The 25,520-nt window shown below is 67.9% G+C and carries 24 protein-coding genes; 11 read left to right on the top strand and 13 right to left on the bottom strand.

Translation table 11 applies throughout. The annotated features are described in order from the left end of the window. The first annotated feature begins 150 nt into the window (after nt 1-150). Nucleotides 151-1,128: an NADPH:quinone oxidoreductase family protein gene (locus BM198_RS00670; RefSeq protein WP_074967049.1), complete on the top strand. Its 978-nt coding sequence runs from the start codon at nt 151-153 to the stop codon at nt 1,126-1,128. A gap of 33 nt (nt 1,129-1,161) precedes the next feature. On the opposite strand, the gene BM198_RS00665 is transcribed toward BM198_RS00670, so the two are convergent. The 5 genes from BM198_RS00665 to BM198_RS00645 all read right to left on the bottom strand — a co-directional run bounded on the left by BM198_RS00665 (nt 1,162) and on the right by BM198_RS00645 (nt 6,659). Beyond that, complete coding sequence (locus BM198_RS00665) at nt 1,162-2,622, bottom strand: amidase (RefSeq protein WP_074967046.1); 1,461 nt, start codon at nt 2,620-2,622, stop codon at nt 1,162-1,164. 132 nt (nt 2,623-2,754) lie between these two features. Next, nucleotides 2,755-3,789, bottom strand: coding sequence for an ABC transporter substrate-binding protein (locus BM198_RS00660; protein WP_074967043.1), 1,035 nt, complete (start codon nt 3,787-3,789; stop codon nt 2,755-2,757). A gap of 20 nt (nt 3,790-3,809) precedes the next feature. After that, nucleotides 3,810-4,619 (bottom strand): ABC transporter permease, encoded by an 810-nt coding sequence (locus BM198_RS00655; RefSeq protein ID WP_044402114.1) that lies wholly within the window; start codon nt 4,617-4,619, stop codon nt 3,810-3,812. After that, entirely contained in the window at nt 4,616-5,524 is a 909-nt protein-coding gene (locus tag BM198_RS00650) for an ABC transporter permease (protein WP_074967041.1), read from the bottom strand. The genes BM198_RS00655 and BM198_RS00650 overlap by 4 nt, the downstream gene beginning before the upstream one ends. A gap of 13 nt (nt 5,525-5,537) precedes the next feature. Next, nucleotides 5,538-6,659 carry an ABC transporter ATP-binding protein gene (locus BM198_RS00645; protein WP_074967039.1) on the bottom strand — a complete coding sequence of 374 codons (1,122 nt, stop codon included), beginning with the start codon at nt 6,657-6,659 and terminating at the stop codon, nt 5,538-5,540. A gap of 211 nt (nt 6,660-6,870) precedes the next feature. Between BM198_RS00645 and BM198_RS00640 the strand changes: the two genes are divergently transcribed. After that, complete coding sequence (locus tag BM198_RS00640; protein ID WP_074967036.1) at nt 6,871-7,767, top strand: LysR substrate-binding domain-containing protein; 897 nt, start codon at nt 6,871-6,873, stop codon at nt 7,765-7,767. A 27-nt stretch (nt 7,768-7,794) separates the two neighbouring features. Here the strand turns inward: BM198_RS00640 and BM198_RS00635 are convergent, their stop codons facing one another. The 4 genes from BM198_RS00635 to trxA form a co-directional block, all read right to left on the bottom strand. Next, a complete protein-coding gene (locus tag BM198_RS00635) occupies nt 7,795-8,760 on the bottom strand; it encodes a CDP-6-deoxy-delta-3,4-glucoseen reductase (protein WP_074967034.1) in 966 nt (321 codons plus the stop codon). Between the two features lie 52 nt (nt 8,761-8,812). Next, nucleotides 8,813-10,279: a 4-hydroxy-3-polyprenylbenzoate decarboxylase gene (gene ubiD, locus BM198_RS00630; RefSeq protein WP_074967032.1), complete on the bottom strand. Its 1,467-nt coding sequence runs from the start codon at nt 10,277-10,279 to the stop codon at nt 8,813-8,815. A 129-nt stretch (nt 10,280-10,408) separates the two neighbouring features. Continuing rightward, nucleotides 10,409-11,671: a transcription termination factor Rho gene (gene rho, locus BM198_RS00625; RefSeq protein WP_044400922.1), complete on the bottom strand. Its 1,263-nt coding sequence runs from the start codon at nt 11,669-11,671 to the stop codon at nt 10,409-10,411. Between the two features lie 240 nt (nt 11,672-11,911). Next, on the bottom strand, nt 11,912-12,238 hold the full coding sequence (gene trxA, locus BM198_RS00620) for a thioredoxin TrxA (RefSeq protein ID WP_044400919.1): 327 nt from the start codon (nt 12,236-12,238) through the stop codon (nt 11,912-11,914). A gap of 287 nt (nt 12,239-12,525) precedes the next feature. Here trxA and ppx point away from each other — a divergent pair, with 287 nt between their 5' ends. Continuing rightward, nucleotides 12,526-14,031, top strand: a complete 1,506-nt coding sequence (ppx, locus tag BM198_RS00615; RefSeq protein WP_044400917.1) for an exopolyphosphatase — start codon at nt 12,526-12,528, stop codon at nt 14,029-14,031. Nucleotides 14,032-14,091: 60 nt separating this feature from the next. Here the strand turns inward: ppx and ppk1 are convergent, their stop codons facing one another. Both ppk1 and hemB read right to left on the bottom strand, forming a co-directional pair. After that, nucleotides 14,092-16,296 (bottom strand): polyphosphate kinase 1, encoded by a 2,205-nt coding sequence (gene ppk1, locus BM198_RS00610; protein ID WP_074967030.1) that lies wholly within the window; start codon nt 16,294-16,296, stop codon nt 14,092-14,094. A 19-nt stretch (nt 16,297-16,315) separates the two neighbouring features. Then, a complete protein-coding gene (gene hemB / locus BM198_RS00605; RefSeq protein ID WP_044400911.1) occupies nt 16,316-17,329 on the bottom strand; it encodes a porphobilinogen synthase in 1,014 nt (337 codons plus the stop codon). A gap of 239 nt (nt 17,330-17,568) precedes the next feature. Between hemB and BM198_RS00600 the strand changes: the two genes are divergently transcribed. After that, the gene (locus BM198_RS00600) at nt 17,569-18,162 is read left to right on the top strand and encodes a DedA family protein (protein ID WP_044400932.1); all 594 of its coding nucleotides are present in this window, start codon (nt 17,569-17,571) and stop codon (nt 18,160-18,162) included. A 1-nt stretch (nt 18,163) separates the two neighbouring features. Here BM198_RS00600 and BM198_RS00595 read toward each other — a convergent pair whose 3' ends face one another. Next, entirely contained in the window at nt 18,164-19,396 is a 1,233-nt protein-coding gene (locus BM198_RS00595) for a sterol desaturase family protein (RefSeq protein ID WP_074967028.1), read from the bottom strand. Between the two features lie 116 nt (nt 19,397-19,512). On the opposite strand from BM198_RS00595, the gene BM198_RS00590 reads away from it, so the two are divergent. From BM198_RS00590 to BM198_RS00580, 3 genes are all read left to right on the top strand, one after another. Next, a complete protein-coding gene (locus tag BM198_RS00590) occupies nt 19,513-20,346 on the top strand; it encodes a dienelactone hydrolase family protein (RefSeq protein WP_074967027.1) in 834 nt (277 codons plus the stop codon). A 13-nt stretch (nt 20,347-20,359) separates the two neighbouring features. Next, the gene (elbB, locus tag BM198_RS00585; protein WP_044400901.1) at nt 20,360-21,019 is read left to right on the top strand and encodes an isoprenoid biosynthesis glyoxalase ElbB; all 660 of its coding nucleotides are present in this window, start codon (nt 20,360-20,362) and stop codon (nt 21,017-21,019) included. Between the two features lie 146 nt (nt 21,020-21,165). Continuing rightward, nucleotides 21,166-21,636, top strand: coding sequence for a thioesterase family protein (locus BM198_RS00580; RefSeq protein WP_074967025.1), 471 nt, complete (start codon nt 21,166-21,168; stop codon nt 21,634-21,636). Here BM198_RS00580 and BM198_RS00575 read toward each other — a convergent pair whose 3' ends face one another. Continuing rightward, nucleotides 21,637-22,089: a YaiI/YqxD family protein gene (locus tag BM198_RS00575; protein ID WP_044400895.1), complete on the bottom strand. Its 453-nt coding sequence runs from the start codon at nt 22,087-22,089 to the stop codon at nt 21,637-21,639. It abuts the gene before it with no gap. A 258-nt stretch (nt 22,090-22,347) separates the two neighbouring features. Between BM198_RS00575 and BM198_RS00570 the strand changes: the two genes are divergently transcribed. Genes BM198_RS00570 through BM198_RS00555 form a run of 4 tightly spaced genes read left to right on the top strand, consistent with a single transcriptional unit; the run spans nt 22,348 to nt 25,482 of the window. Further along, the gene (locus tag BM198_RS00570) at nt 22,348-23,745 is read left to right on the top strand and encodes a COG3014 family protein (RefSeq protein WP_074967023.1); all 1,398 of its coding nucleotides are present in this window, start codon (nt 22,348-22,350) and stop codon (nt 23,743-23,745) included. Nucleotides 23,746-23,753: 8 nt separating this feature from the next. Next, nucleotides 23,754-24,110: a YcfL family putative periplasmic lipoprotein gene (locus BM198_RS00565; protein WP_069559515.1), complete on the top strand. Its 357-nt coding sequence runs from the start codon at nt 23,754-23,756 to the stop codon at nt 24,108-24,110. A gap of 31 nt (nt 24,111-24,141) precedes the next feature. Beyond that, entirely contained in the window at nt 24,142-24,735 is a 594-nt protein-coding gene (gene lpoB / locus BM198_RS00560) for a penicillin-binding protein activator LpoB (protein ID WP_044400886.1), read from the top strand. 3 nt (nt 24,736-24,738) lie between these two features. Next, on the top strand, nt 24,739-25,482 hold the full coding sequence (locus tag BM198_RS00555) for a penicillin-binding protein activator LpoB (protein WP_074967021.1): 744 nt from the start codon (nt 24,739-24,741) through the stop codon (nt 25,480-25,482). Nucleotides 25,483-25,520: the final 38 nt, after the last annotated feature.

Raw genomic sequence — 25,520 nt, 5'->3', positions numbered from 1 at the left:
GCATAGCCACAGCCCGGGGCGAGCCCAAGCCCGATGCTTATGCAGCCCTATCAGGACCGGCCATGCTCGTTGACCGACCCTGCCCCCCGCCTACACTGCCTGACCACAGGGCCGGCGCCGGGCCGGTCGCCAACGAGGATCGAATCCCCCATGAAAGCCGTCCTGTGCAAGGCCTTCGGCCCCGCCGAGACCCTGGTGCTCGAAGAGGTTGCCAGCCCCGAGCCGAAGAAGAACGAAGTGCTGATCGACGTGCACGCCGCCGGGGTCAACTTCCCCGACACCCTGATCATCGAAGGCAAGTACCAGTTCAAGCCGCCGTTCCCCTTCTCCCCGGGTGGCGAAGCCGCCGGCACCGTTGCTGCTGTCGGCGAGAAGATCACCCACCTCAAGCCCGGCGACCGGGTCATGGCGCTGACCGGCTGGGGCAGCTTCGCCGAGCAGGTGGCCGTGCCCGGTTACAACGTGATGCCGATCCCCAAGGGCATCGACTTCAATTCCGCCGCCGCCTTCGGCATGACCTACGGCACCTCCATGCACGCGCTCAAGCAGCGCGCCAACCTGCAACCGGGGGAAACCCTGCTGGTGCTCGGCGCCTCCGGCGGCGTCGGCCTGGCGGCGGTGGAGATCGGCAAGGCCATGGGCGCGCGGGTCATCGCCGCCGCCAGCAGTGACGAGAAGCTGGAAGTGGCCAAGGCCGCCGGCGCCGACCTGCTGATCAACTACAGCACCGGCAGCCTGAAGGAGAAGGTCAAGGAACTGACCGGCGGCCAGGGTGCGGACGTGATCTACGACCCGGTGGGGGGCGACCTGTTCGACGAAGCCATCCGCTCCATCGCCTGGAACGGCCGCCTGCTGGTGGTCGGCTTCGCCAGCGGCCGCATCCCTGAGCTGCCGGTGAACCTGGCCCTGCTCAAGGGCGCGGCGGTGGTCGGCGTGTTCTGGGGCTCCTTCGCCCAGCGCCAGCCCCAGGACAACCTGGCCAACTTCCAGCAGCTGTTCGCCTGGCATGCCGAAGGCAAGCTCAAGCCGCTGGTGTCCCAGACCTTCCCCCTGGAGCGGGCCGCCGAGGCCATCAACGCCCTCGGCCAGCGCAAGGCCGTGGGCAAGGTGGTGGTCACCGTCCGCTGAACCCTGACCCCGGCAGCGCCGGGGCCAGCCCCATCACCCCTGCGCCAGCAGGGGTGGCGGGCGACGCGCGTACCACTGCGTCGCCTGCTCGTAGGCATGGGCCAGTTGCAGCACCGCCAGATCCGCCTGGTGCCGGCCGATGACCTGCATCCCCATCGGCAACCCCATCTCGTTGAACCCCACCGGCACGCTGGCCACCGGGCAGCCGGACAGGGTTCCGGGGATCACCACCTCCATCCAGCGGTGGTAGGTGTCCATGGACCTGCCAGCGATGGCCTTCGGCCAATCCCAGTGCTTGTCGAAGGGAAACACCTGGGCGCTGGGCAGCAGCAGGAAGTCATAACGCTCGAACAGCCGGCTGATGGCGCGGTACCAGTCGCTGCGGGTGACGGACGCGCGGTACACCTCCATGGCCGACAGCTGCAGGCCGTTCTCCACCTCCCACACCGCCTCGGGCTTGAGCCGCTCGCGCCGCGCCGGATCGGCATGGGCCGCCGCCAGCGAGCCGGCCACCAGCCAGTGGCGCAGGGTTCGCCAGCAGGCCCAGAGGCGCTCCGGAGCAAAACCCAGGGCCGCTTCCTCCACCTGGCAGCCCAGTGCCTCGAAGTCCGCCAGGGCGCTGCCGCACAGCGCCAGCACGCCGGGCTCCATGGGCAGGTAGCCGCCCAGGTCACCGAGCCAGCCCAGGCGCGCGCCCTTGAAGTCCCGCTCCAGCGCACCGGCGAAGGCTGCACCGGATTCGGCGATGGACAGCGGCGCGCGGGCGTCGAAGCCGGCCTGCACCGAGAGCAGCAAGGCCACGTCCCGCACGCTGCGGCCCATGGGGCCCTCGTAGCCGAGCTGGTCGACGAACAGGTCGGCGCTGTCATCGAAGGGCACCCGTCCCTGGGACGGGCGGAAGCCGACGATGTTGTTGAACGCCGCCGGGTTGCGCAGCGACCCCATCATGTCGCTGCCGTCGGCCACCGGCACCATCTGCAGCGCCAGTGCCGCCGCCGCGCCGCCGCTGCTGCCCCCGGCGCTGCGAACAGGGTCGTAGGCACAGCCGGTGACGCCGAAGACCGGGTTGTAGCTGTGGGAACCGAGGCCGAATTCGGGGGTGTTGGTCTTGCCGATGAGGATCGCGCCGGCCGCGCGGATGCGCTCCACCATGATGCCGTCGCGCTCGGGCACGTGGTCGCGGAACAGCGGCGAACCAAAGGTGGTGCGGATGCCCCGGGTCAGCGACAGGTCCTTGATGGCGTGGGGCAGCCCGTGCATCCAGCCGCGGTACTCGCCGCGGGCCAGCTCGGCGTCGCGCCGGTCGGCCTCGGCCAGCAGTTGCGCCTCCGGCTGCAGGCTGACCAGGGCGTTGACCTCGGGGTTGAAGCGCTCGATCTGCGCCAGATAGGCCTGCATCACCTCGCGGCAGGACACTTGGCGCTGGCGGATGCGTTCGGCCAGCTCATGGGCCTGCAGCTGGACGAGTTCGGGGTGAAGCGTGTTCGGGCTCATGGCGTGCAGCCTTCTTCCAGTTCCATCGGGGTTCGGGTCGCGTCGCTCGCGGTGCGGGCGCGTTGCCGAGGCGAGCGATGCCGCTGCGCCTGCCGGGGCAGGCGCGCATCGTCAGGCCTCGGGTGAGTCGGGTCAGCGCATCAGGCTGGTCCAGATGCGGTCCGCCAGGCGGATCGCGCCTTCGCCGCAGGTCTGGCTGAACACCACGCGGGTGCCCTCGGGAATGTGCAGCTCCGGCGCATCCTTGAGGCTGGCGTCCAGGTAGGGCTCCACGCCCTTGATCGGGCTCTGGTGCTTGAGGAAGTTCTGGGTCAGCGCCGCGTTCTCCGGCTGGCTGAGGAAGGCGATGAAGCGCTTGGCGTTCTCCGGGTGCTTCGCCCCGGCAGGGGTCACCAGGTTATCCACCCAGGCCATCACCCCCTCCTTCGGGTAGAGGTAGGTGAGGCTCGGCTTCATCTCCCGCGCCCTCATGGACGAGCCGCCCCAGAACATCGACATGTCCACCTCGCCCGAGGCCAGGTTCTCGCGGATCGAGCCGGCCTTGGAGCTGTAGGTCTTCACGAAGGGCTTCTGGTTCTTCAGCAGCGTCAGCACCTGCTGCATCTCCTTCGGGTCCTCGCTGCACAGCGGGATGCCCAGGTAGAGGCTGGCGGTGTCGATCACCTCGCTGGCCGAATCGAACATGTTGATGCGCCCCTGCAGCGCAGCGGGCGGGGTGAACAGCACGGCGTAGCTGTCGGCCGGGCCGTCGTAGCGGGCGCGATCGAGCACCACGCTGGTGGTGCCCCAGATGAAGGGTACGGCGTAGGCGCCTTCCGGGTCCCAGGCGGGCTTCTTCAGCTGGTCCTGGATGTTGGCGTAGTAGGGCTGGCTGGCCGGGTCGAAGCGTTCCAGCAGCTTCTCCTGCACCAGGATCGGCACGAACTGGTGGGAGGGGATGGCCACGTCGTAGCCCGCGCCGCCCTGCTTGAGCTTGGCCAGCAGCGTCTCGTTGGAGTCGTAGGAGTCCACGGTAACCTTGATGCCGGTCTCCTGCTCGAACTTGGCCAGGATCGGCGGCGAGAAGTAGCCGCTCCAGCTCACCACGTTCAACTGCTCGGCCGCCTGGGTGGCCGACGCCAGGCCCAGGGCCAGCGAAATACCTGCAACAGCGCTCAATGTGTTCATCGTCTTGCTCCGGTTTGGGCTCAGGCCTTCTTCTTGCCGAGCAGATAAGAGAGGGTCACGAACAGCACGGAGACCCCGAGGATCAAGGTGGAAACGGCGTTGACGTCAGGCGTCACGCCCATGCGCAACAGCCCGAAGATGAAGATCGGCAGGGTGGTAGTGCCGGCCTGGGCCACCATCATCGAGATCACGAAGTTATCCAGCGAGACGATGAAGGCCAGCATCAGCCCCGAGACCATGCCCGGCGCCAGCAGCGGCAGGGTGACCTTGCGGAAGGTCCGCCAGGGGCCGGCGTAGAGGTCGGCGGCGGCCTGCTCCAGGGAGAGGTCCATGTCGTTCAGCCGGGCGCGGATCGGCAGGTAGGCGAACGGGATGCAGAACACCGTGTGGGCGATGATCAGGTTGCCGTAGCCCAGCGACAGGCCGAGGGTGGAGAACAGCGCCAGGGTGGCGACGCCGACCACGATCTCCGGCAGCACCAGCGGCAGCATGATCGTCCCCATGGACAGCCGCAGCCCCTTGAAGCGCGCCCCGCGTGAGGTGCCCAGGGCCGCCAGGGTGGCGATGGCGGTGGCTGCCAGGCTGGCGCACACGGCGATCAGCAGGCTGTTGCCGGCCGCCTGGCGCAAGGCCTGGTTGGCGAAGGCGGCGCGGTACCAGTCCAGGCTGAAGCCGGTCCACACGGTGGCCGACTGGTTGGCGTTGAACGACAGCACCACCAGCACCAGGATCGGCGCGTAGAGGTACAGGTAGAACAGCAGGCTGAGGGCGCCGAAGCCGGGAAAATCACGCACGCCGGGGCGACGGCTGCGGAACAGGGCACGGATCATCGGGCACCTCCCGCCGCACGGCCGGCGCGCCAGGCGTAGACCATCAGCACCAGCATCACCGCCGCCATCAGCACCAGCGACAGGGCGGAGCCCAGCGGCCAGTTACGGGCGTCGCTGAACTGCCGGAAGATCAGGTTGCCCAGCATCATGCGGGTACCACCGCCAAGCAGCTCAGGAGCCACCATCGCCCCCAGGCAGGGCACGAAGGTGAGGATGGCGCCGGCGAGGATGCCGGGCCGGGCGATGGGCAGCACCACCTTGCGCAGGGTGCGCCAGCGCCCGGCGTAGAGGTCCTGGGCGGCCTCCAGCAGGCGCAGGTCCATGCGCTCCAGGGTGGCGTAGATCGGCAGCACCACGAAGGGCGCGTAGGTGTACACCAGCCCCAGCAGCACGGCGCCGTCGGTGTACAGCAGGTTCAGCGGCTGGTGGATCAGGCCGAGGCCCATCAGCGTGCCGTTGACCACGCCGGTGCCGCGCAGCAGCAGGATCCAGGCGTAGGTACGGATCAACAGGTTGGCCCAGAACGGCACGGTGATGAGGAAGATCAGCAGGCCCCGCCGGTGCGCCGGCTGCATCGCCAGCCAGACGGCCACCGGAATGCCCACCAGCAGGGTGATGACGGTGGTGGCAGCGGCGATGCCGATGGAGCGCAGGGCGATCACCAGGTAGGCATCGGCGAAGGCCAGGCTGTCGTCCAGCTGGCGTTCGAACAGCAGCGAGACATAGGCCTCGACGCTGAACTGCGGGTTCACCCCGCCGTAGGGGTTGGCCTGCATGAGGGAATAGCCGACCACGATGAGGATCGGCACCACCAGGAACAGGCCGATGGCGACCAGCGCCGGCGAAACGCCGAGCAGGCTGGCCAGGGCGCGGCGGCGTTCCAGGCTGTGGGTGAGGGTGCGCATGGTCCTGTCCTCCTCAGTCCAGCAGCACGCAGGCGCTGCCCGGCTCGACCCGCAGGCCGGCACGGGCGCCCACCTCGGGCTGGCGTCCCTGGATGGCGTTGTTGGGCAGGCGCACGGTGAGCGGCGTGCCGTCGTCCAGGGCGACGCGGTACTGCAGGTCGGTGCCCAGGTAGACCCGTGCCAGCACCTGGCACGGCAGGCTGTCGGGCGTGGCGTCCGCCAGCAGGTGCAGGCGCTCGGGGCGCACCGAGAGGCTGGCCTCGGCCCCGATGGCCAGGCCGTTGCAGGCCGGTGCCTGGAGCACCGCGCCACCGGGCAGGCGGAAGCGCGCGACCTGGCCGTCGAGTGCTTCGAGGCGGGCCGGGAGGAAGTTGGTCTCGCCGATGAAGTCGGCGACGAAGCGGTTGCGCGGGCGCTCGTAGATGTCGTCCGGGCCGCCCACCTGCTGCACCTCGCCCTGGGCGAGCACGGCGATGCGGTCGGACATGGCCAGGGCCTCTTCCTGGTCATGGGTGACGAAGATGAAGGTGATGCCGGTGCGGGTCTGGATGCTCTTCAGCTCCTCGCGCATGGCCTGGCGCAGCTTCAGGTCGAGGGCGGAGAGCGGCTCGTCCAGCAGCAGCACCTTGGGCTGCGGCGCCAGGGCACGGGCGAGGGCGATGCGCTGCTGCTGCCCGCCGGAGAGCTGGGCCGGACGGCGCTCGGCGAAGGCCTCCATCTGCACCAGCGCCAGCATCTCGCGCACCCGCTCGGCCACGGCGGCCTTGCTCAGGCGCCGGCCCATGGGGTGGGATTCCAGGCCGAAGGCGAGGTTCTCGGCGATCGTCATGTGCGGGAACAGCGCGTAGTGCTGGAACACGGTGTTCACCGGGCGGGCGTAGGGCGGCCGGTCGGCGATGTTCTCGCCGAACAGGCGGATCTCGCCTTCGGTGGGGAACTCGAAGCCGGCGATCATGCGCAGCAGGGTGGTCTTGCCGCAGCCGGAAGGGCCGAGCAGGGTGAAGAACTCGTTGTCGCGGATGTCCAGGTCGACGCGCTTCAGCGCCACCGGGCCGCTCTGGGGGTCGCCGTAGACCTTGCGCACGGCGCGGATGGACACCGCCGCGGTGGTCGACGGGCTGTGCAGGGCACTCATGAATACCTCCGGTTCCTTCCCCTGCGCCCGGTGGGCGGGGGTCTTGTCGTTGTTCTGGCAGGACTAGAGACAGGTGCAGCGTCAGGCTCGGGGCCCGGTTGTTGTGGGGCTGCTGGGGACGGATGGTCGGGGAAAGGCGGTTGAGCAGAAAGCTCAATTTTCTTACAGTCGCTGTTAAAAAATTTAATACCTGACCGCGAGCCCTTCAGCCATGTCGATCCAGCGCCTGCCGCCGCTCAATGCCGTGCGTGCCTTCGAGGCCGCCGCCCGCCTGGGCAGCTACGTTGCCGCCTCGCGGGACCTGCATGTCACCCAGCCGGCCATCGGCCGCCACGTGAAGCTGCTGGAGGAGTGGCTGGGGGTGCGCCTGTTCGACCGCACGCCACGCGGCGTGTCGCTGACCCCGGCCGGGCAGCGCTACTACGAGAAGATCGCCAGCGCGCTGCAACAGATCGCCGATGCCGGCCATGAGCTGACCCCGGGCGGGACGGCGCGCTGGCTGAAGATCATGGTGGTGCCGGCCTTCGCCAAGCGCCGGCTGATGCCGCGCCTGGAAGCCCTGCTGGAACAGCGACCGGGGCTGAAGATCGCCATCGAGCCCAACCCCACCTTCGAGGCGGTGGACGGCCAGCGGGCGGACCTGGGCATCGCCTACGGCCTGCCCGGGCAATACGGCCGCCGCACGGTCACCCTGCTGCACCCCAACGTGTTCCCGGTCTGCTCGCCCGCGTACCTGGCGGCCCATGGCCCGCTGGCGGGCCCGGAAGAGCTGGCGACGCACAAGCTGATCCACGTCGACGACGGCGAGTGGTGGAACGCCTGGCTGGCGGCACTGGGCTGCCCGCTGCGGGTCAGCTCCGAGGTGCTCTACATCAGCAACGACCACGCCCTGAGCATGGCGGAGAAGGGCCACGGCATCGCCCTGGCCAACGAGGTGCTGGTGCACCAGGAGCTGGCCGCCGGCAGCCTGGTGCGTGCGCTGCCGCTGCAGGCACCGCTGGAGCGCTACCAGGCGCTGCTGCCGCCCGGGCCGCACAGCACGGACGTGGAGTGGTTCATCGACTGGCTGTCGGCGGAGCTGCGCCGGGAGTTCCCGGAGCTGGCCTGACGCCGGGCACGCCCGGCGTCGCGGGGTTCAGCGGGGCGCGTAGGCGAAGACGTCGGCGCGCATCTGGTGGGCATCCATGCCGGCCTCCACCAGGGCATCGAGGGTGGCGTAGACCATCGCGGGCGAACCGCTGGCGTAGACGTGCAACGGCTTGAGGTCGGGGAAGTCCTCGCGCACGGCCTCGTGCAGCAGGCCGTGGCGGCCGGGCCAGTCGCAGGGGTCGCTGACCACCCGGTGCAGGGTGAGGTTCGGCAGGCCCTGCCAGTCGTCCCAGTGCGCCAGCTCGTAGAAGTCCTCCGGCCGGCGCATGCCCCAGTACAGGTACACGGGGTGGGCGAACCCGGCGGCGCGGCAATGTTCGATCAGGCTCTGCATCTGGCCCATGCCGGTGCCGGCGGCGATCAGCACCAGGGGGCCGTCGGGCAGCTCGGCCAGGTGGGTGTCGCCAAAGGGCAGGCGTACCCGGGCCAGGCCGTCGCGCTGCAGTTGCTGCAGGAGGGCGGCGGCGCTGGGCTCACGGCCGAGGACGTGCAGTTCGAGTTCACGCCCGGCGCTGGGGGCGGAGGCGATGGAGAAGGCGGACGCTTCGCCATCGTCCCGCTCGATCAGCAGGTACTGCCCGGCGTGGTAGCGCGGCGGCTTGCCGGCCGGAGCACGCAGGCCGACCCGCCAGACGTCCCCGCCGACCGGGGTGCAGGCGGTGAGTTGGCAGCTCAGGCTGCGCACCGGCAGTTCGCCGGGGGCGAGCACGCCGTCCCAGTGCAGGACGCAGTCTTCCAAGGGTTCGGCGAGGCAGGTGAACAGCTCGCCATGGTCCAGCTCGCGGCCGCCCTGGCGCACCCGGCCTTCCACCAGCAGGGCGGCACAGACGTGGCAATTGCCGTTGCGGCAGCTCTGCGGGCAGTCGTAGCCCAGGCGCCGGGCGGCGGCGAGGATGTTTTCCCCGGGGGCGGTTTGCAGGACCGCTCCGGAGGGCTGCAAGGTCACTCTCAAGAGGTGTTCTCTTTGTTATGGCGGGCGTTCAGGGGCGCCCTGGCCCCTGTGCTCAATCTATACCCAGGCTGGACCACATCTTGTCCACACGACGGGTTACCGCATCGTCCTTGACGATGGCGCGGCCCCACTCGCGGGTGGTCTCGCCCGGCCACTTGTGGGTGGCATCCAGGCCCATCTTGGAGCCGAGGCCGGAGATGGGCGAGGCGAAGTCCAGGTAGTCGATGGGGGTGTTGTCGATCATCACCGTGTCGCGCTTGGGATCCATGCGGGTGGTGATGGCCCAGATCACGTCGTTCCAGTCGCGGGCGTTGATGTCGTCGTCGGTGACGATAACGAACTTGGTGTACATGAACTGTCGCAGGAACGACCAGACGCCGAGCATCACGCGCTTGGCGTGGCCGGGGTACTGCTTCTTCATGGTCACCACCGCCATGCGGTAGGAGCAGCCTTCGGGCGGCAGGTAGAAGTCGGTGATCTCGGGGAACTGCTTCTGCAGGATCGGCACGAAGACTTCGTTCAGCGCCACGCCGAGGATGGCCGGCTCATCCGGCGGCCGGCCGGTGTAGGTGCTGTGGTAGATGGGCTTGCGGCGACGGGTGATGCGCTCGACGGTGAACACCGGGAAGGTGTCGACCTCGTTGTAGTAGCCGGTGTGGTCGCCGTAGGGGCCTTCCGGGGCTGTCTCGCCGGGATGGATCACGCCTTCCAGCACGATCTCGGCACTGGCCGGGACCTGCAGGTCGGAGCCGATGGCCTTGACCAGCTCGGTGCGGTGGCCGCGCAGCAGGCCGGCGAAGGCGTACTCGGAGAGGGTGTCCGGCACCGGGGTCACCGCGCCGAGGATGGTCGCCGGGTCGGCGCCGAGGGCGACGCAGACGGGGTAGGGCGTGTTCGGGTGCTTCTGGCACCACTCGCGGAAGTCCAGCGCGCCGCCACGGTGGCTGAGCCAGCGCATGATGACCTTGTTGCGGCCGATCACCTGCTGGCGGTAGATGCCGAGGTTCTGCCGCTCCTTGTTGGGGCCGCGGGTGATGGTCAGGCCCCAGGTGATCAGCGGTGCCACGTCGCCGGGCCAGCAGTGCTGGATCGGCAGCTTGCCGAGGTCGACGTCGTCGCCTTCCTCGATCACGTCATGGCAGGGGGCGTCCTTGAGGACCTTGGGCGCCATGCTGATGACCTTCTTGAAGATCGGCAGCTTGGACCAGGCATCCTTGAGCCCCTTGGGCGGCTCGGGCTCCTTGAGGAAGGCCAGCAGCTTGCCGATCTCGCGCAGTTCGGAGACGTCGTCCGCGCCCATGCCGAGGGCCACGCGTCCGGGGGTGCCGAACAGGTTGCCGAGCACGGGGATGTCGTAGCCGGTGGGGTTCTCGAAGAGCAGCGCCGGGCCTTGCTTGCGCAGGGTGCGGTCGCAGATTTCGGTCATTTCCAGGATCGGCGAGACCGGGGCGGTGACGCGCTTGAGCTCGCCACGCTGTTCCAGGCCGCTGATGAATTCGCGCAGGTCGCGATACTGCATGCGTGAGCCTCTCGGGGCGTGCAGGTCGGGGCGCAGAGTTTAGCGCCGATGGGGGCCTTCCAGAAGGACGAATGAACACCCGGAAACGCGAAGGCCGGGTTTCCCCGGCCTTCGTGGCACCACGACCTGTTACTTGCTGCGCTTCATGGACATGAAGAACTCGTCGTTGGTCTTGGTGTCCTTGAGCTTGTCGAGCAGGAACTCGATGGCGGCGATCTCGTCCATCGGGTGCAGCAGCTTGCGCAGGATCCACATGCGTTGCAGTTCGTCCTCGGCGGTCAGCAGCTCTTCGCGGCGGGTACCGGACTTGTTGATGTTGATGGCGGGGAACACGCGCTTCTCGGCGATGCGGCGGTCCAGCGGCAGTTCCATGTTGCCGGTGCCCTTGAACTCTTCGTAGATCACCTCGTCCATCTTCGAGCCGGTCTCGACCAGCGCGGTGGCGATGATGGTCAGCGAACCGCCTTCCTCGATGTTACGGGCGGCACCGAAGAAGCGCTTGGGCTTCTCCAGGGCATGGGCGTCGACACCACCGGTGAGCACCTTGCCGGAGCTGGGGATCACGGTGTTGTAGGCACGCGCCAGGCGGGTGATGGAGTCCAGCAGGATGACCACGTCCTTCTTGTGCTCGACCAGGCGCTTGGCCTTCTCGATCACCATCTCGGCGACCTGCACGTGGCGGGTCGGCGGCTCGTCGAAGGTGGAGGCGACCACTTCGCCGCGCACGGTGCGCTGCATCTCGGTCACTTCTTCCGGGCGCTCGTCGATCAGCAGGACGATCAGGTGGCACTCGGGGTTGTTGCGGGTGATGTTGGCCGCGATGTTCTGCAGCATGATCGTCTTGCCCGCTTTCGGCGGGGCGACGATCAGGCCGCGCTGGCCCTTGCCGATCGGGGCGCAGAGATCGATCACGCGGCCGGTGAGGTCTTCGGTGGAGCCGTTGCCGGCTTCCATCTTCAGGCGCTCGTTGGGGAACAGGGGCGTGAGGTTCTCGAACAGGATCTTGTTCTTGGCGTTTTCCGGGCGGTCGAAGTTGATCGAGTCAACCTTCAGCAGCGCGAAGTAGCGCTCGCCCTCTTTCGGCGGGCGGATCTTGCCGATGATGGTGTCGCCGGTACGCAGGTTGAAGCGGCGGATCTGGCTGGGCGAGACGTAGATGTCGTCAGGGCCGGCCAGGTAGGAGGAGTCGGCGGAGCGGAGGAAGCCGAAACCGTCCTGCAGAATCTCCAGCACGCCGTCGCCCGAAATTTCTTCGCCGCTCTTCGAGTGCTTTTTCAGCAGGGCGAAGATCACATCCTGCTTGCGCGAACGGGCCATGTTCTCGAGGCCCATCTGTTCGGCCATTTCCAGCAGTTCGGCAATCGGCTTTTGCTTGAGTTCGGTCAGATTCATAGGAATGACGTAGATGAGAAATGAGGGAAGGAAAGCTTGTGAGCTTGAGAGGCCGCGCCGAGGGAGGCGACAGATCGCTGCGCGTGATTCGAGTTGGAATGCGTCGACGGCGGCTTGCAGAGGGCAGCGGAATGACGCTGCGAGCCCGAATTTAACACCGGGTTTCGGGTGAGTCCAGTACTGCGCCGACAAAAAACCCCGCATCGAGCGGGGTTTTTACGGAGATTCCCGGAGGGAAAATCAGATGTTGGCGTCCAGGAAGGCAGCCAGCTGGGACTTGGACAGGGCGCCGACCTTGGTGGCCTCGACATTGCCGTTCTTGAACAGCATCAGGGTCGGGATGCCACGCACGCCGTACTTCGGCGGGGTGTCCTGGTTCTCGTCGATGTTCAGCTTGCAGACCTTCAGCTTGCCTTGGTAGTCCTTGGCGATCTCGTCCAGGACGGGGGCGATCATCTTGCACGGACCGCACCATTCGGCCCAGTAGTCGACCAGCACCGCGCCCTCGGCGCTCAGTACGTCCTGCTCGAAGCTGGCGTCGGTGACGTGGGAGATGAGTTCGCTCATGGATGTTCTCCGGATTCGGAAGCGGAAATAGGCGGCCATCATAGCCCGCCTCGGGCGTGACCGAAAGCCGCGGCCGATTGAGTGTGCCTATGGGCTCGCTGGCGAAAGTTGATCGACAGCGGATCGCGAAGGGCCGCGCGGCAATCGGTCGCGCGGGTCACAGGTCCGGCCGGGCAGCGCTATGGCGCGCCGGCCGATCAGCGGAGACGGCCTGCGGGGAAGGCGCGCGTTGGCGTGTCACCGTGATCGTGGCAGGATGGCGCGGTTAAGAAACGAGACACCGGACCATGCCTTCGACCCGACGCCCCGCCAACCTGTCCCTGATCGCCGCCATCGACCTCGGCTCCAACAGCTTCCACATGGTGCTGGCCAAGGTCGACCACGGTGAGATCCGAATCCTCGAGCGCCTGGGGGACAAGGTGCAACTGGCCGCAGGCCTGGACGAAGAGCGCGTGCTCAGCGAAGAGGCCATGCAACGCGGCCTCGACTGCCTGCGGCGCTTCGCCCAGATGACCAACAGCCTGCCGGAAGGCGCCGTGCGCGTGGTCGGTACCAACGCCCTGCGCGAGGCCCGCAACCGCAGCGAATTCATCCGCCGCGCCGAAGCCATCCTCGGCCACCCGGTGGAGGTCATCTCCGGCCGCGAGGAGGCCCGCCTCATCTACCTGGGCGTGTCCCACAGCATCGCCGACACCCCCGGCAAGCGCCTGGTGGCGGACATCGGCGGTGGCAGCACCGAGTTCATCATCGGCCAGCGCTTCGAATCGCAGCTGCGCGAGAGCCTGCAGATGGGCTGCGTAAGCTTCACCCAACGCTATTTCCGCGACGGCAAGATCACCCCGGCGCGCTACGCCCAGGCCTACACGGCTGCCCGCCTGGAGCTGATGGGCATCGAATACAGCCTGCGCCGCCTCGGCTGGCAGCAGGCGGTGGGCGCCTCCGGCACCATCCGCGCCGTGGGGCTGGCGATCCAGGCCGCCGGCCTGGGCAATGGCGAGATCAACCCGGAAGGCATCGCCTGGCTCAAGCGCAAGCTGTTCAAGCTGGGCGAGGTGGAGAAGATCGACCTCGACGGTATCAAGCCTGACCGCCGCGCCATCTTCCCGGCCGGTCTGGCGATCCTCGAAGCCATCTTCGAGGCCCTCGAACTCAAGCACATGACCCACTCCGAAGGCGCCCTGCGCGAAGGCGTGCTCTACGACCTGCTCGGTCGCCACCACCACGAGGACGTGCGCGAGCGCACCCTGAGCGCGCTGATGGAGCGCTGCCACGTGGACCTGGAGCAGGCGGCACGGGTCGAGGCCAAGGCCCTGGAAGCCCTGGAGCAGGTGGCCGGCGACTGGCAGCTGGACGACGAGTGGCACCGCGACCTGCTGGTGTGGGGCGCGCGCGTCCACGAAATCGGCATGGACATCGCCCATTACCAGTACCACAAGCACGGCGCCTACCTGATCGAGCACTCGGACCTGCCGGGCTTCTCCCGCCAGGACCAGCAGATGCTGGCCCTGCTGGTACGCGGCCACCGGCGCAACATCCCCAAGGACAAGTTCGCCGAGTTCGGCGACGAGGGCGAGAAGCTGATCCGCCTCTGCGTGCTGCTGCGCTTCGCCATCCTTTTCCACCACATTCGCACCAACCAGGAAACGCCCCAGGTCCGCCTGAAAGTGGGCCCGCAGAGCCTGGACGTGCAGTTCCCGGAAAACTGGCTGGCGGCCAACCCGCTGACCCAGGCGGACTTCGAGCAGGAAGCCACCTGGCTCAAGCGCATCGACTTCACCTTCAGCGTGCGCTGACCGGGGCGATTCGCCAGGCAAGAAAAACGGGGCCCGAAGGCCCCGTTTTCATGTCCGCGTTCAGCGCGCGCTGATCGGCGGGTTGAGCAGCTTGTCCAGCAGGATGGCCTGCGCGTTGCGCGGGTTCTGGTTGCCGCTGGGGCTGTTGCGCAGGTAGCGGCCATCGGGCTGCAGGGCCCAGCTGTGGGTGTTGTCGGCCAGGTAGGTCTCCAGCTCCTTCTTCACCCGGGTGATGAGCTTCTTGCCTTCCACCGGGAAGCAGGTCTCCACCCGCATGTCGAGGTTGCGCTCCATCCAGTCGGCACTGGAGAGGTAGAGCTTCTCGTCGCCGTCGTTGAGGAAGTAGTAGATCCGGCTGTGCTCGAGGAAGCGGCCGATGATCGAACGCACCTGGATGTTGTGGGACACCCCCGGGATACCCGGGCGCAGGCAGCACATGCCACGCACCACCAGGTCGATCTTCACGCCGCTCTGGCTGGCCTTGTAGAGGGCGCGGATCACCTTCGGGTCGGTCAGTGCGTTGACCTTCACCATGATGTGCGCGGGCTTGCCCTCGCTGGCGTGCTGGGCCTCGCGGGCGATCATGTCGAGGATGGTCTTCTTCAGCGTGAAGGGCGCATGCAGCAGCTTCTTCATGCGCAGGGTCTTGCCCATGCCGATGAGCTGGTTGAACAGCTTGTGCAGGTCCTCGCCGAGGGCCTCGTCCGCCGTCAGCAGGCTGTAGTCGGTGTACAGGCGCGCGTTGCCGGCGTGGTAGTTGCCGGTGCCCAGGTGGGCGTAGCGACGCAGCTCACCGCCTTCGCGACGCAGGATGAGCATCATCTTGGCGTGGGTCTTGAAGCCCACCACGCCGTAGATGACCACGGCGCCGGCCTGCTGCAGGCGGCTGGCCAGCTGCAGGTTGGACTCCTCGTCGAAGCGCGCGCGCAGCTCGATCACCGCCGTCACTTCCTTGCCGTTGCGCGCCGCCTCCACCAGGGAGTCGACGATCTCGGAGTTGGCACCGGCACGGTACAGGGTCTGCTTGATGGCGAGGACGTTGGGGTCCTTGGCCGCCTGGCGCAGGAAGTCGATCACCGGGGTGAAGGACTCGAAGGGGTGCAGCAGGAGAATGTCCTGCTTGCCCACCACGTTGAACAGGTTCTCGGCCTTCTGCAGCAGCTTGGGGATCACCGGCGTGAAGCTCGGGTGCTGCAGCTCGGGGTGGCTGTCCAGCCCGGTGATGCTGAACAGGCGGGTCAGGTTCACCGGGCCGTTGACCTGGTACAGCTCGCCCTCGGAGAGGCCGAACTGCTTGAGCAGGTAGTCGGACAGGTGCTTCGGACAGGTGTCCGCCACCTCCAGGCGCACCGCATCGCCGTAGCGACGGGAGAACAGCTCGCCGCGCAGCGCGCGGGCCAGGTCGTCCACGTCCTCGGTGTCCACCGCGAGGTCGGCGTTACGGGTCAGGCGGAACTGGTAGCAGCCCTTCACCTTCATGCCGGGGAACAGGTCGTCGGCGTGGGCGTGGATCATCGAGGAGAGGAACACGAAGTTGTCCCCCGGCCCGCTGATCTCCTCCGGCACGCGGATCACCCGCGGCAGCAGGCGCGGCGCCGGGATGATGGCCAGGCCGGAATCACGACCGAAGGCATCGACGCCCTCCAGCTCGACGATGAAGTTGAGGCTCTTGTTCACCAGCAGCGGGAAGGGGTGCGTCGGGTCGAGGCCGATGGGGCTGATGATCGGCGCGATCTCGTCGCGGAAGTAGCGGCGCACCCAGGTCTTGAGCTTGGGCGTCCAGTAGCGGCGGCGGATGAAGTTGACCTGGTGCTTGGCCAGCTCCGGCAGCAGCACGTCGTTGAGGATGCTGTACTGCCGCCCCACCTGCTCGTGCACCAGCTCGCTGATGCGGGCCAGCGCCTGGTGCGGCAGCAGGCCGTCGGCACCGGCCTGTTCACGGGCGAAATTGATCTGCTTCTTCAGGCCGGCGACGCGGATCTCGAAGAACTCGTCGAGGTTGCTGGAGAAGATCAGCAGGAACTTGAGGCGCTCGAGCAGGGGGTAGGTCTCGTCGAGCGCCTGCTCCAGGACACGGATGTTGAACTGCAGCTGCGACAGCTCCCGATGGATGTACAGGCTGCTGTCATCCAGGCCCGGGATCGGCGCGGGAGGCGGGGGCGCCTCCACGGGAGCCGGTACGGGAACCTGGGCCTCCACCACCGGCTGCTCCGGGGCGGTCTGGGTGTCGGGGGTTGCGGCTGTATTCAATCCGTCGGTGTTCATTCAAGTTCCTGCTGGGGAGTCAGGCTCCCTTCTTGAGCATTTCTGCGGCACGCACCGCGAAGTAGGTAAGAATGCCATCGGCGCCGGCGCGTTTGAATGCGGTCAGCGATTCGAGAATCACCGATTCGCTCAGCCAGCCGTTCTGGATGGCCGCCATGTGCATGGCGTACTCGCCGCTGACCTGGTAGGCGAAGGTCGGTACGCGGAAGGCCTCCTTCACGCGCCAGACGATGTCCAGGTAAGGCATGCCCGGCTTGACCATGACCATGTCGGCGCCTTCGGCGAGGTCCGCTGCCACTTCGTGCAGGGCTTCATCACCGTTGGCCGGGTCCATCTGGTAGCTGGCCTTGTTGGCCTTGCCCAGGTTGGCCGCCGAACCCACCGCGTCACGGAAGGGGCCGTAGTAGGCGCTGGCGTACTTGGCCGAGTAGGCCATGATCCGCACGTTGGGGAAGTCGGCCAGTTCCAGGGCCTCGCGGATGGCCTGGATGCGGCCGTCCATCATGTCGGAGGGGGCCACCACCTGGGCACCCGCCTCGGCATGGGACAGGGCCTGCTTGACCAGCGCGTCCACGGTGATGTCGTTCTGGACGTAGCCGTCCTCGTCGAGGATGCCGTCCTGGCCGTGGGTGGTGAACGGGTCCAGGGCCACGTCGCTGATAACCCCCAGCTCCGGGAAGCGGGCACGCAGGGCGCGGATGGCGCGCTGGGCGATGCCGTCCGGGTTCCAGGCTTCGGCACCGTCGAGGGACTTCTTCTCCAGCGGGGTCACCGGGAACAGCGCCAGCGCCGGAATCCCCAGGGCCACCCAATGCTCGGCCGCGTCCAGCAGCAGGTCGATGGACAGGCGCTCCACGCCCGGCATCGAGGGCACGGCTTCGCGGCGGTTTTCGCCATCGAGCACGAACACCGGCAGGATCAGGTCATCGACGGTCAGGGTGTTCTCGCGCACCAGGCGGCGGGAGAAGTCATCACGGCGGTTGCGGCGCAGGCGGGTAGCAGGGAACAGGCGGTTGGCGGGGGTAAAGCTCACGGCATACTCCAGGGTCCGGGGGCGGACACAGTGCGACATTTTAAGCGGGCAATTATGACCGAATGGTAACAATGCATGACAGCGACCCTTGGTCGCGTCGACAGGCGCAAAACCCGACCGCGCAAGCCCCGACGGGTTCACAAGCCGACCATCGGCTGGCCATTGGCCAACCCGGGGAGCTTTCCCCGCAACCACATCCCGGTTAGGCTTCGCGTTCATTTTTGCCGCGCTGCCTGATGATGCTGCAACAATTCCTCCAGGATTTCGGGTACTTCGCCCTCTTCCTCGGTACCTTCTTCGAGGGCGAGACCATTCTCGTCCTGGCCGGATTCCTCGCGTTCCGCGGCTACATGGACATCAACGTGGTCGTCGCCACCGCCTTCTGCGGCAGCTACGCCGGTGACCAGCTGTGGTACTACCTGGGCCGCCACAAGGGCCGCCAGATCCTTTCCCGCCGGCCGCGCTGGCAGGCCATGGGCGACAAGGCCCTGGACCACATCCGCCGCCACCCGGACATCTGGGTACTGAGCTTCCGCTTCGTCTACGGCCTGCGCACCGTGATGCCGGTGGCCATCGGCCTGTCCGGCTACCCGCCGCTGCGTTACCTCATCCTCAACGGCATCGGTGCCATCGTCTGGGCCCTGGCCCTGGGCTTTGCCGCCTACCACTTCGGGGCCGTGCTCGAAGGCATGCTCGGCAACCTCAAGCGCTACGAGCTGATGGTGCTGGGCGGCCTGGTGCTGATCGGCCTGGCGCTCTGGCTGCGCCGTCGCATCCGCAACAGCCGCGCCATCCGCGAGGAACGCCGCCGAGAAAGCAGCGAGGAAAGCTGACTCAGGCCGTCACCGGCCGGGCCATGCGCAGCCCGGCCAGCAGCCCCAGGCTGACCACCAGGTACAGCCCCAGGCCCACCCCGACCGGCATCGTCACCACACCCAGCCCCACCGACCCAGCCGCCCCGGCAAGCACCCCGCAGGACGCCAGCCGCACCAGCTCAAGCCCCATCGCCCAGGGCCGGTTCTCCAGCCAGGCTCCGATGGCGAACAGGCCGAACGCCAGCCAGCCCCCGCCCAACAGCAATGCCGGCAGCCCCATCCCGTCGCCTTTCGCCAACAGGTAGCTGCCCCCCAGCAGGTACAGCGTGAACTGCAGCGCCGCGTAGGCGGTGCGGGCCGGCGACAACGGCACCTCGTACTTGCGGAAGCGGGCCAGGTCCGGCTTGGCCAGCGGGTAGCGCTCGGCCACGTCCGCCGGCCGCCAGCCAGTGCGCATGAACCAGATGCGCAGCCGGTCCCACCAGGAGCGCGCCCGCACCGCGTCCTGCCACAGCTGGGCGTAGAACTGCAGGTTGGCCCAGAGCGGGTTCCAGCTGGCCAGCGGCGTGGTCACCCCGAACACCACTGGCTCCTCGTCCAGCTCCTCCTGGAAGGTGCCGAACAGCCGGTCCCAGAGGATGAACACGCCACCGTAGTTGCGATCCATGTACACCGGGTTCTGCGCGTGGTGCACCCGGTGGTTGGACGGGGTGATGAACACCCACTCCAGCGGCCCCAGCTTCGGCACATGGCGGGTGTGCACCCAGAACTGGTAGAGCAGGTTCATCGCCGCCACCGTCAGGAACACCAGCGGCGGGATGCCGGCCAAAGCCATCGGCAGGTAGAAGATCCAGCCGAAGATGAAGCCGGTGCTGGTCTGCCGCAGCGCCGTGGACAGGTTGTACTCCTCGCTCTGGTGGTGCACCGAATGCGCCGCCCAGAGCACGTTGCGCTCATGGCCCAGGCGGTGGTTCCAGTAGTAGCAGAAGTCGTAGAAGACGAAGGCCGCCACCCAGGTCCAGGGGCTCGCCGGGTCCGGCGCCAGCAACCCCAGGTGCTGCCAGGCGAGGGTGTAGGTGAGAACGCCCACCGTCTTGGTGAGCAGGCCGCAGGTGGTGGACAGCACCCCCGCGCTGAGGCTGTTGATCGCATCGGCGGTGCGGTAGGTGCGCACGCCGCGCCAGCGGTCGGCGAGCAGTTCGAGGCTGATCAGCAGGAAGAACACGGGAACCGCGTAGAGGACGTAATTCATGGGAAGGCCGTATCGTTCGGACGTTGCAGGGGCTAGGATTGCCAGCCTCGATGCTACGCCCGAGCGGCCCGCCGCCCCTGGCGCGGCATGACAGCCCGACCGGCATATGACGACAGATGCATACACCTCTCAGACGACTGCTCTCGCTTCTCCTGCTGGCCACCGCCAGCGCCGCCCTGCTGGGCCTCTACCCCTATCGCCAGGCCTTGCTGCCGGTGGCGGACGACCTGCCCACCGCGCGCCAGCGCCTGGCCGACCACCTGAGCCTGTACACCCCAGCCGGTGACGGCCCGTTCCCCACGGTGCTGGTGTTCCACGGTTGCAGCGGGCAGAGCCCCGGCTTCGTCGACAACGTCCGCGACTGGCTGCTGCCCCAGGGCTATGCCCTGCTGTTCGTCGACAGCTTCGGCGCCCGCGACATCCGCGACTGGCACCCGGTCTGCGACGGCAAGCGCCTGTGGGGCAACGAGCGCGCCCTGGATGTCTACGCCGCCCTCGACCTGGCCCGCGCGATGCCCAAGGTGGACCGCCAGCGCCTGGCCCTGCTGGGCTACTCCCATGGCGGCTGGACCGTCCTCGACGCGCTCGCCTACGACGGCGCTGCCGGCCACGGCTTCCCCGCCGCCGGAGACGGCGCGCTCGACGGCGTGCGCGGCGCCATCGCCTTCTACCCCTACTGCGGCTTCCCCGCCCACCTGCGCCAGGGCGTGGCCCGTAGCGCCCCCGTGCTGATGTTCCTCGGCACGGCGGATCGAATCACCGACCCGCGCCAGTGTCTATCAGCCATGGAGGGGCTTTCGCCGGAGCGGCTGCAGGTAGTGCAGTACGCCGGGGCCGGCCATGTGTTCGACCAGCGCAGTGACCTGAATACCTACCAACCCGGGCTGGCCGAGGATGCCCATCGGCAAGCCCAGGCCTTCCTCCAGGAAACCCTGGGGGCAGCCCCGTGAAAAGGAGAGAACCATGAACAAGCACGTTGCCGTCATCCTGTCCGGCTGCGGTGTCTACGACGGCGCCGAGATCCACGAGAGCGTCATCACCCTGCTGCGCCTGGACCAGCGCGGGGCCAAGGTGCAGTGCTTCGCCCCCAACGTCGCCCAGCACCACGTGCTCAACCACCTCACCGGCGAGGAAATGCCCGAGAGCCGCAACGTGCTCACCGAGTCCGCGCGGATCGCCCGTGGCGCCGTGAAGGACGTGCGCGAGCTGAAGGCCGAGGACTTCGACGCGCTGATCATCCCCGGTGGTTTCGGTGCCGCGAAGAACCTCAGCGACTTCGCCTTCAACGGCCCTGCCTGCCAGGTCCAGCCGGACGTGCTCGCCGCCGCCCAGGCCTTCGCCCAGGCCGGCAAGCCCGTTGGCCTGATCTGCATCGCGCCGCACCTGGCGGCGAAGATCTACGGCGAGGGCGTCGCCTGCACCATCGGCAACGACGCCGACACCGCCAAGGCCCTGGAAAGCATGGGCGCCCAGCACGTCGAATGCGCTGTCGGCGACATCGTCGAGGACGAAGGCCGCAAGCTGGTGAGCACCCCGGCCTACATGCTGGCGCAATCCATCAGCGAAGCCGCCTCCGGCATCTACAAGCTGGTGGACCGGGTGCTGGAACTGACCCACGCCTGACCCGCGCCTGACCCGTGAGGAGCGGCCGCCCGGCCGCCCCTCCAGGCCGATCCGGCCATTCCCTCCGCTGCACGGGCCAGCCCCCTTGTCCGAGCACCCACGGCTGCGGCAGCGTCGAATCCCTGCCTTTCGTGCCCAGGTGCGCCATGCCCGACAACACCTTCATCCTCACCCCGGAGCTGCAGGACGCGGTGCGCCAGTTCTTCGAGCGCATCCCCTTCAACCAGTCCCTCGGCATCCAGCTGGACGAGCTGTCCGCCGAGCGGGTGACCATGCACCTGCCGATGAAGCCCGAGCTGATCGGCAACTTCGTCCACGGCATCCTCCATGGCGGCGTGATCGCCTCGCTGCTGGACGTCACCGGCGGCGCCATGGCGCTGATCGGTGCCTTCCAGCGGCACCAGCACCTGTCCACCGGCGAGCGCATGGCGCGGCTCTCGAAGCTCGGCACCATCGACCTGCGCATCGACTACCTGCGCCCCGGGCGCGGCGCGCGGTTCACCGCCACGGCGGTGCCGCTGCGCGCGGGCAACAAGGTGGCGGTGGTGCGCTCGGAACTGCATGCCGACGACGGCACGCTGGTGGCGGTGGGGACGGGTACCTACCTCTGCGGCTGATCAGCCCCGGCTGAGACGTGTCAGCAGGCGGTCCAGCGCATTGGCGAAGGCCTGGCGCTCGCGCTCGCCATAGGGGGCCTGGCCGCCGCCCATCTGGCCCTGGTCGCGCAGGTCGGTCATCAGGTTGCGCACCGCCAGGCGCTCGCCCATGTTGCGCTCGTCGAACTCGCGCCCCCGAGGGTCGAGGGCCGCCACACCCTTCTTGATCAGCCGGTCGGCCAGCGGCACATCGCTGCAGATCACCAGGTCGCCCGGCTCGGCCTGCTCCACCAGGTGATCGTCCGCCGCATCCGGCCCGCTGGGCACCACCACCAGGCGCACGCAGGCGAAGGCCGGCTTGACCTGGCTCTGGCCGGCCACCAGCACCACCTCGAAGTGGCGCTTGAGGGCGAACTTGATGACCTGGTCCTTGGCTGCCCGGGGGCAGGCATCGGCATCGATCCACACACGCATGGGCGTCTCCTGCTGGGAAATGGGCGCGCAGTATGCCAGCGGACGGGCTCCGACGCCGACGGGAGACGAATCGTACGCCCCTTCATTGCCACCAGGGCGCCATCACCGCCCGGCCTTTTCGCATATACTGCGCCGGCTCGTCCCGGCACCGTGACGAAGCCCCCTCGCGTGGGGATTGGCAGGACGCCGCCGTACAGCCAGTGCACGCCTGGATCAGCCCTCACCGGCTGGCAGTATCAAGGATTGGAAGAGGCCGTCATGCTCCCCCGTGCACTTACCGCCCTCGCGGTCTGCATCCCCCTCGCGCTCAGCGGTTGTACCGTCTTTCGCAGCTACCAGAGCGAACTCACCGAAACCAGCCAGTACCTCGCCAGCGGCAACGTCGACGGCGCCATCGGCCTGCTCGAAGCCAACAACGACGGCGAGGACAAGGACCTGCTGTATTACCTGGAGAAGGGCGAGCTGCTGCGCTCCCGGGGCGACTTCGCCGGCAGCCAGGCCGCCTGGCGCCAGGCCGACCAGCAGGTGTACCAGTGGGAAGAGGCGGTCAAGGCCGACCCGGGCCGCTACCTGGCCGAGTTCAGCGCCTACCTGATCAACGACAAGATGCGCCGCTACGAGGGCTACGACTACGAGAAGGTCATGCTGACCACGCAGATGGCCCTCAACGACCTGGCCCTCAACGACTTCGACAGCGCCCGCACCGAGATCAAGAAGACCCACGAGCGCGAGGCGCTGATCGCCGAACTGCGCGACAAGGAATACCTCGAGCGCGAGGAAGAGGCCGAGCGCCAGGGCGTCACCACCGAGCTGAAGGACCTCAACGGCTACCCGGTGGGCGCCCTCAACGCCCCCGAGGTGCTGGGGCTGAAGAACAGCTACCAGAGCGCCTTCAGCCACTACCTCGCCGGCTTCGTCTACGAAGCCCTCGGCGAGCGCGGCCTGGCCGCCCCCGGCTACCGCAAGGCCGCCGAACTGCGCCCGGAGACGCCGCTGCTGGAACAGGCCCTGCTGGACCTCGACTCACCGCCACCGGAGGCGGACGAAAGCGAGGTGCTGGTGGTGATCCAGAGTGGCTTCGCCCCGGCCCGTGACTCGGTGCGCATCCCCCTGCCGCTGCCCCTGGATTCGGGCCTGGTGGTCAGCACCGTGTCCTTCCCGGTACTGCGGGACGACAACACCACCCGCCCGCCTTCCGACCTGCTGATCGACGGCGAGGCCGCCGAGCTCACCGAGCTGGGCAGCATCCGCGCCATGTCCTACCGCGCCCTGCTGGACGACATGCCCGGGATCATCCTGCGCACCACCGTGCGCGCCGTCTCCCGTGGGGTGGCACAGAAGCAGCTGAACGACAACGGCAACCCCTGGGCGAGCCTCGCCGTGGGCCTGATGTCGACCCTCACCGAAGGCGCCGACGAACGCACCTGGCGCACCCTGCCCAACAGCATCCGCGTCGCCCGCCTGCGCCTGAGCCGGGGCGAGCACCGCCTCACCCTGCCCACCGCCCACGGGCTCGCCGAGTTGGACCTGAAGGTGGAACGGCCCTACCAGGTCATCCCCGTCCGCGTGGTGGCCGGCCAGGTCTTCGCCCACGGCGCCGCCACCCGAACCCCAACGCCCGGCGTGCCCGCCGTGGCCAGCACCCACATGCCCTGAGGACACACATGCGCACCTTACTGATCGCCGGGCTCACCCTGGCCCTGCTCACCGGCTGCAGCCACGAAACCGCCTCCAGCAAGCTGGCCCCCATGGGCGAGGTGGAGGACATCGAGGTCGACACCATGCGCGTCGCCCGCGAGAACGGCTTCCTCACCGTCAAGGTGAAGCTGGTCAACACCCACAAGCAGAACCGCACCCTCTACTACCGCTTCGCCTGGCTGGACAAGGACGGCTTCCCGGTCGCCGGCGAGGAAGCCTGGAAGGCCCTGCCCCTCTACGGCTCGCAGACCACCTACCTGCCCGCCATCGCGCCGGTGCCCCAGGCCACCGACTTCCGCCTGGAAATGAACACCCCTGACTGACCCTGAACCCGACCGTCAAGCGAGAGCCCCCATGCGCCTTTTCCGCACCACCTGCATCGCCGCCTTCGTCATCGCCGTTTCCGGCTGCGCCTCCAAGCCCTCGCCGGTGCTCGGCGGCGGCAACATCAGCTACGGCGACAGCAAGGCCGTCGAGCTGATCACCAACGAATTCGGCTCCACCGATCTGCAGATGATCGCCGAGTCCATGACCCGTTCCCTGGCCCAGTCCGGCGTGCTGCGCGGCCGCCCGGTGATCCAGGTCTACGACGTGAAGAACAAGACCAGCGAATACATCGACACCCGCGAGATCACCACCAGCATCAAGACCCAGTTGCTGAAATCCGGCACCGCCCGCTTCGCCAGCGACAACACCGACATGCAGAGCCAGGTGGACCAGCTCAAGCTGCAGAACCAGAGCGGCCTGTACAAGAACTCCACCGTCGCCAAGACCGGCAACATGGTCGCCGCCAAGTACCGTCTCGAAGGCTCCATCAGCTCCATCGTCAAGCGCAGCAGCGACTACAAGGACGTGTTCTACAAGTTCAGCCTGCAGCTGATCGACGTGGAAAGCGGCCTGGCGGAGTGGATGGACGAGAAGGAAATCCGCAAGACCACGGAGCGCTGACCCATGCGAGCACTGATCGGCCTGTTGGCCGCGGCCCTGGCCTTCGCCAGCCAGGCCGCACCCAAGGTGGCGGTGGCGGACCTGGCCTACGAGCAGCAGGTGAGCCAGTACTTCCGCACCGTCGACTCCAGGGACAACGCCCAGTACGGCCCCTACACCGGGCATTCCTCCAGCAGCTACCACGAGGAAGAGGGCAACTACAGCTACGTCGAGCGCGGCGAGCTGCGCAAGTTCTCCGGGGACATCCGTGGCGAGATCATCAAGCGCGGGCGCTTCCAGCTCGTCCAGGCCCGCCCCTTCAGCGGCGACCCGGAAAGCCAGGCGATCTACGACGTGATCCAGCGCATCCGTGACGGGCAGTTCCCCGGTGCCGACTACGTGCTGTTCGGCACCGTGTCGGATGCGGACTTCCGCCAGGACACCAACGCCCTGGACAACACCGACAGCTACTCCAGCGTGCTGGGCCTGACCCTGGTGGCGGACTTCAGCCTGATCGACACCAAGACCTTCCAGGTGTCCTCGGCCTTCACCGCCATGGGCGAAGCCCAGGACGTGAAGCTGGTGAACGGCCGTGATGCACGCATCAGCCACAACCGTGGCCGCGTGGTGCGCGAGGTGTCGCGCTCGCTGGGCGAGGACGTCGCCCGGCAGATGGAAGAGCAGCTGGGCGGTGGCACCACCACCTTCGACGTCCAGCCCATGCAACCGGCGCTGCCGCCGGACGAGCCGGCGCGCATCCTGCGCTGACCCGATGCGACGGGCGGCCCACAGGGTCGCCCGTCCGA

Origin of the sequence: Metapseudomonas otitidis (genome assembly GCF_900111835.1) — a bacterium.
Taxonomy (GTDB): domain Bacteria; phylum Pseudomonadota; class Gammaproteobacteria; order Pseudomonadales; family Pseudomonadaceae; genus Metapseudomonas; species Metapseudomonas otitidis.
The sequence above is the reverse complement of the archived record's forward strand: the minus strand, read 5'-3'. Positions and strand labels throughout refer to the sequence as shown.

Coding starts and splice junctions, on each gene's coding strand:
- BM198_RS00670 (WP_074967049.1), top strand. CDS start 151: ATGAAAGCCGTCCTGTGCAAGGCCTTCGGCCCCGCCGAGACCCTGGTG.
- BM198_RS00665 (WP_074967046.1), bottom strand. CDS start 2,622: ATGAGCCCGAACACGCTTCACCCCGAACTCGTCCAGCTGCAGGCCCAT.
- BM198_RS00660 (WP_074967043.1), bottom strand. CDS start 3,789: ATGAACACATTGAGCGCTGTTGCAGGTATTTCGCTGGCCCTGGGCCTG.
- BM198_RS00655 (WP_044402114.1), bottom strand. CDS start 4,619: ATGATCCGTGCCCTGTTCCGCAGCCGTCGCCCCGGCGTGCGTGATTTT.
- BM198_RS00650 (WP_074967041.1), bottom strand. CDS start 5,524: ATGCGCACCCTCACCCACAGCCTGGAACGCCGCCGCGCCCTGGCCAGC.
- BM198_RS00645 (WP_074967039.1), bottom strand. CDS start 6,659: ATGAGTGCCCTGCACAGCCCGTCGACCACCGCGGCGGTGTCCATCCGC.
- BM198_RS00640 (WP_074967036.1), top strand. CDS start 6,871: ATGTCGATCCAGCGCCTGCCGCCGCTCAATGCCGTGCGTGCCTTCGAG.
- ubiD (WP_074967032.1), bottom strand. CDS start 10,279: ATGCAGTATCGCGACCTGCGCGAATTCATCAGCGGCCTGGAACAGCGT.
- rho (WP_044400922.1), bottom strand. CDS start 11,671: ATGAATCTGACCGAACTCAAGCAAAAGCCGATTGCCGAACTGCTGGAA.
- trxA (WP_044400919.1), bottom strand. CDS start 12,238: ATGAGCGAACTCATCTCCCACGTCACCGACGCCAGCTTCGAGCAGGAC.
- ppx (WP_044400917.1), top strand. CDS start 12,526: ATGCCTTCGACCCGACGCCCCGCCAACCTGTCCCTGATCGCCGCCATC.
- ppk1 (WP_074967030.1), bottom strand. CDS start 16,296: ATGAACACCGACGGATTGAATACAGCCGCAACCCCCGACACCCAGACC.
- BM198_RS00600 (WP_044400932.1), top strand. CDS start 17,569: ATGCTGCAACAATTCCTCCAGGATTTCGGGTACTTCGCCCTCTTCCTC.
- BM198_RS00595 (WP_074967028.1), bottom strand. CDS start 19,396: ATGAATTACGTCCTCTACGCGGTTCCCGTGTTCTTCCTGCTGATCAGC.
- BM198_RS00590 (WP_074967027.1), top strand. CDS start 19,513: ATGCATACACCTCTCAGACGACTGCTCTCGCTTCTCCTGCTGGCCACC.
- elbB (WP_044400901.1), top strand. CDS start 20,360: ATGAACAAGCACGTTGCCGTCATCCTGTCCGGCTGCGGTGTCTACGAC.
- BM198_RS00580 (WP_074967025.1), top strand. CDS start 21,166: ATGCCCGACAACACCTTCATCCTCACCCCGGAGCTGCAGGACGCGGTG.
- BM198_RS00575 (WP_044400895.1), bottom strand. CDS start 22,089: ATGCGTGTGTGGATCGATGCCGATGCCTGCCCCCGGGCAGCCAAGGAC.
- BM198_RS00570 (WP_074967023.1), top strand. CDS start 22,348: ATGCTCCCCCGTGCACTTACCGCCCTCGCGGTCTGCATCCCCCTCGCG.
- BM198_RS00565 (WP_069559515.1), top strand. CDS start 23,754: ATGCGCACCTTACTGATCGCCGGGCTCACCCTGGCCCTGCTCACCGGC.
- lpoB (WP_044400886.1), top strand. CDS start 24,142: ATGCGCCTTTTCCGCACCACCTGCATCGCCGCCTTCGTCATCGCCGTT.
- BM198_RS00555 (WP_074967021.1), top strand. CDS start 24,739: ATGCGAGCACTGATCGGCCTGTTGGCCGCGGCCCTGGCCTTCGCCAGC.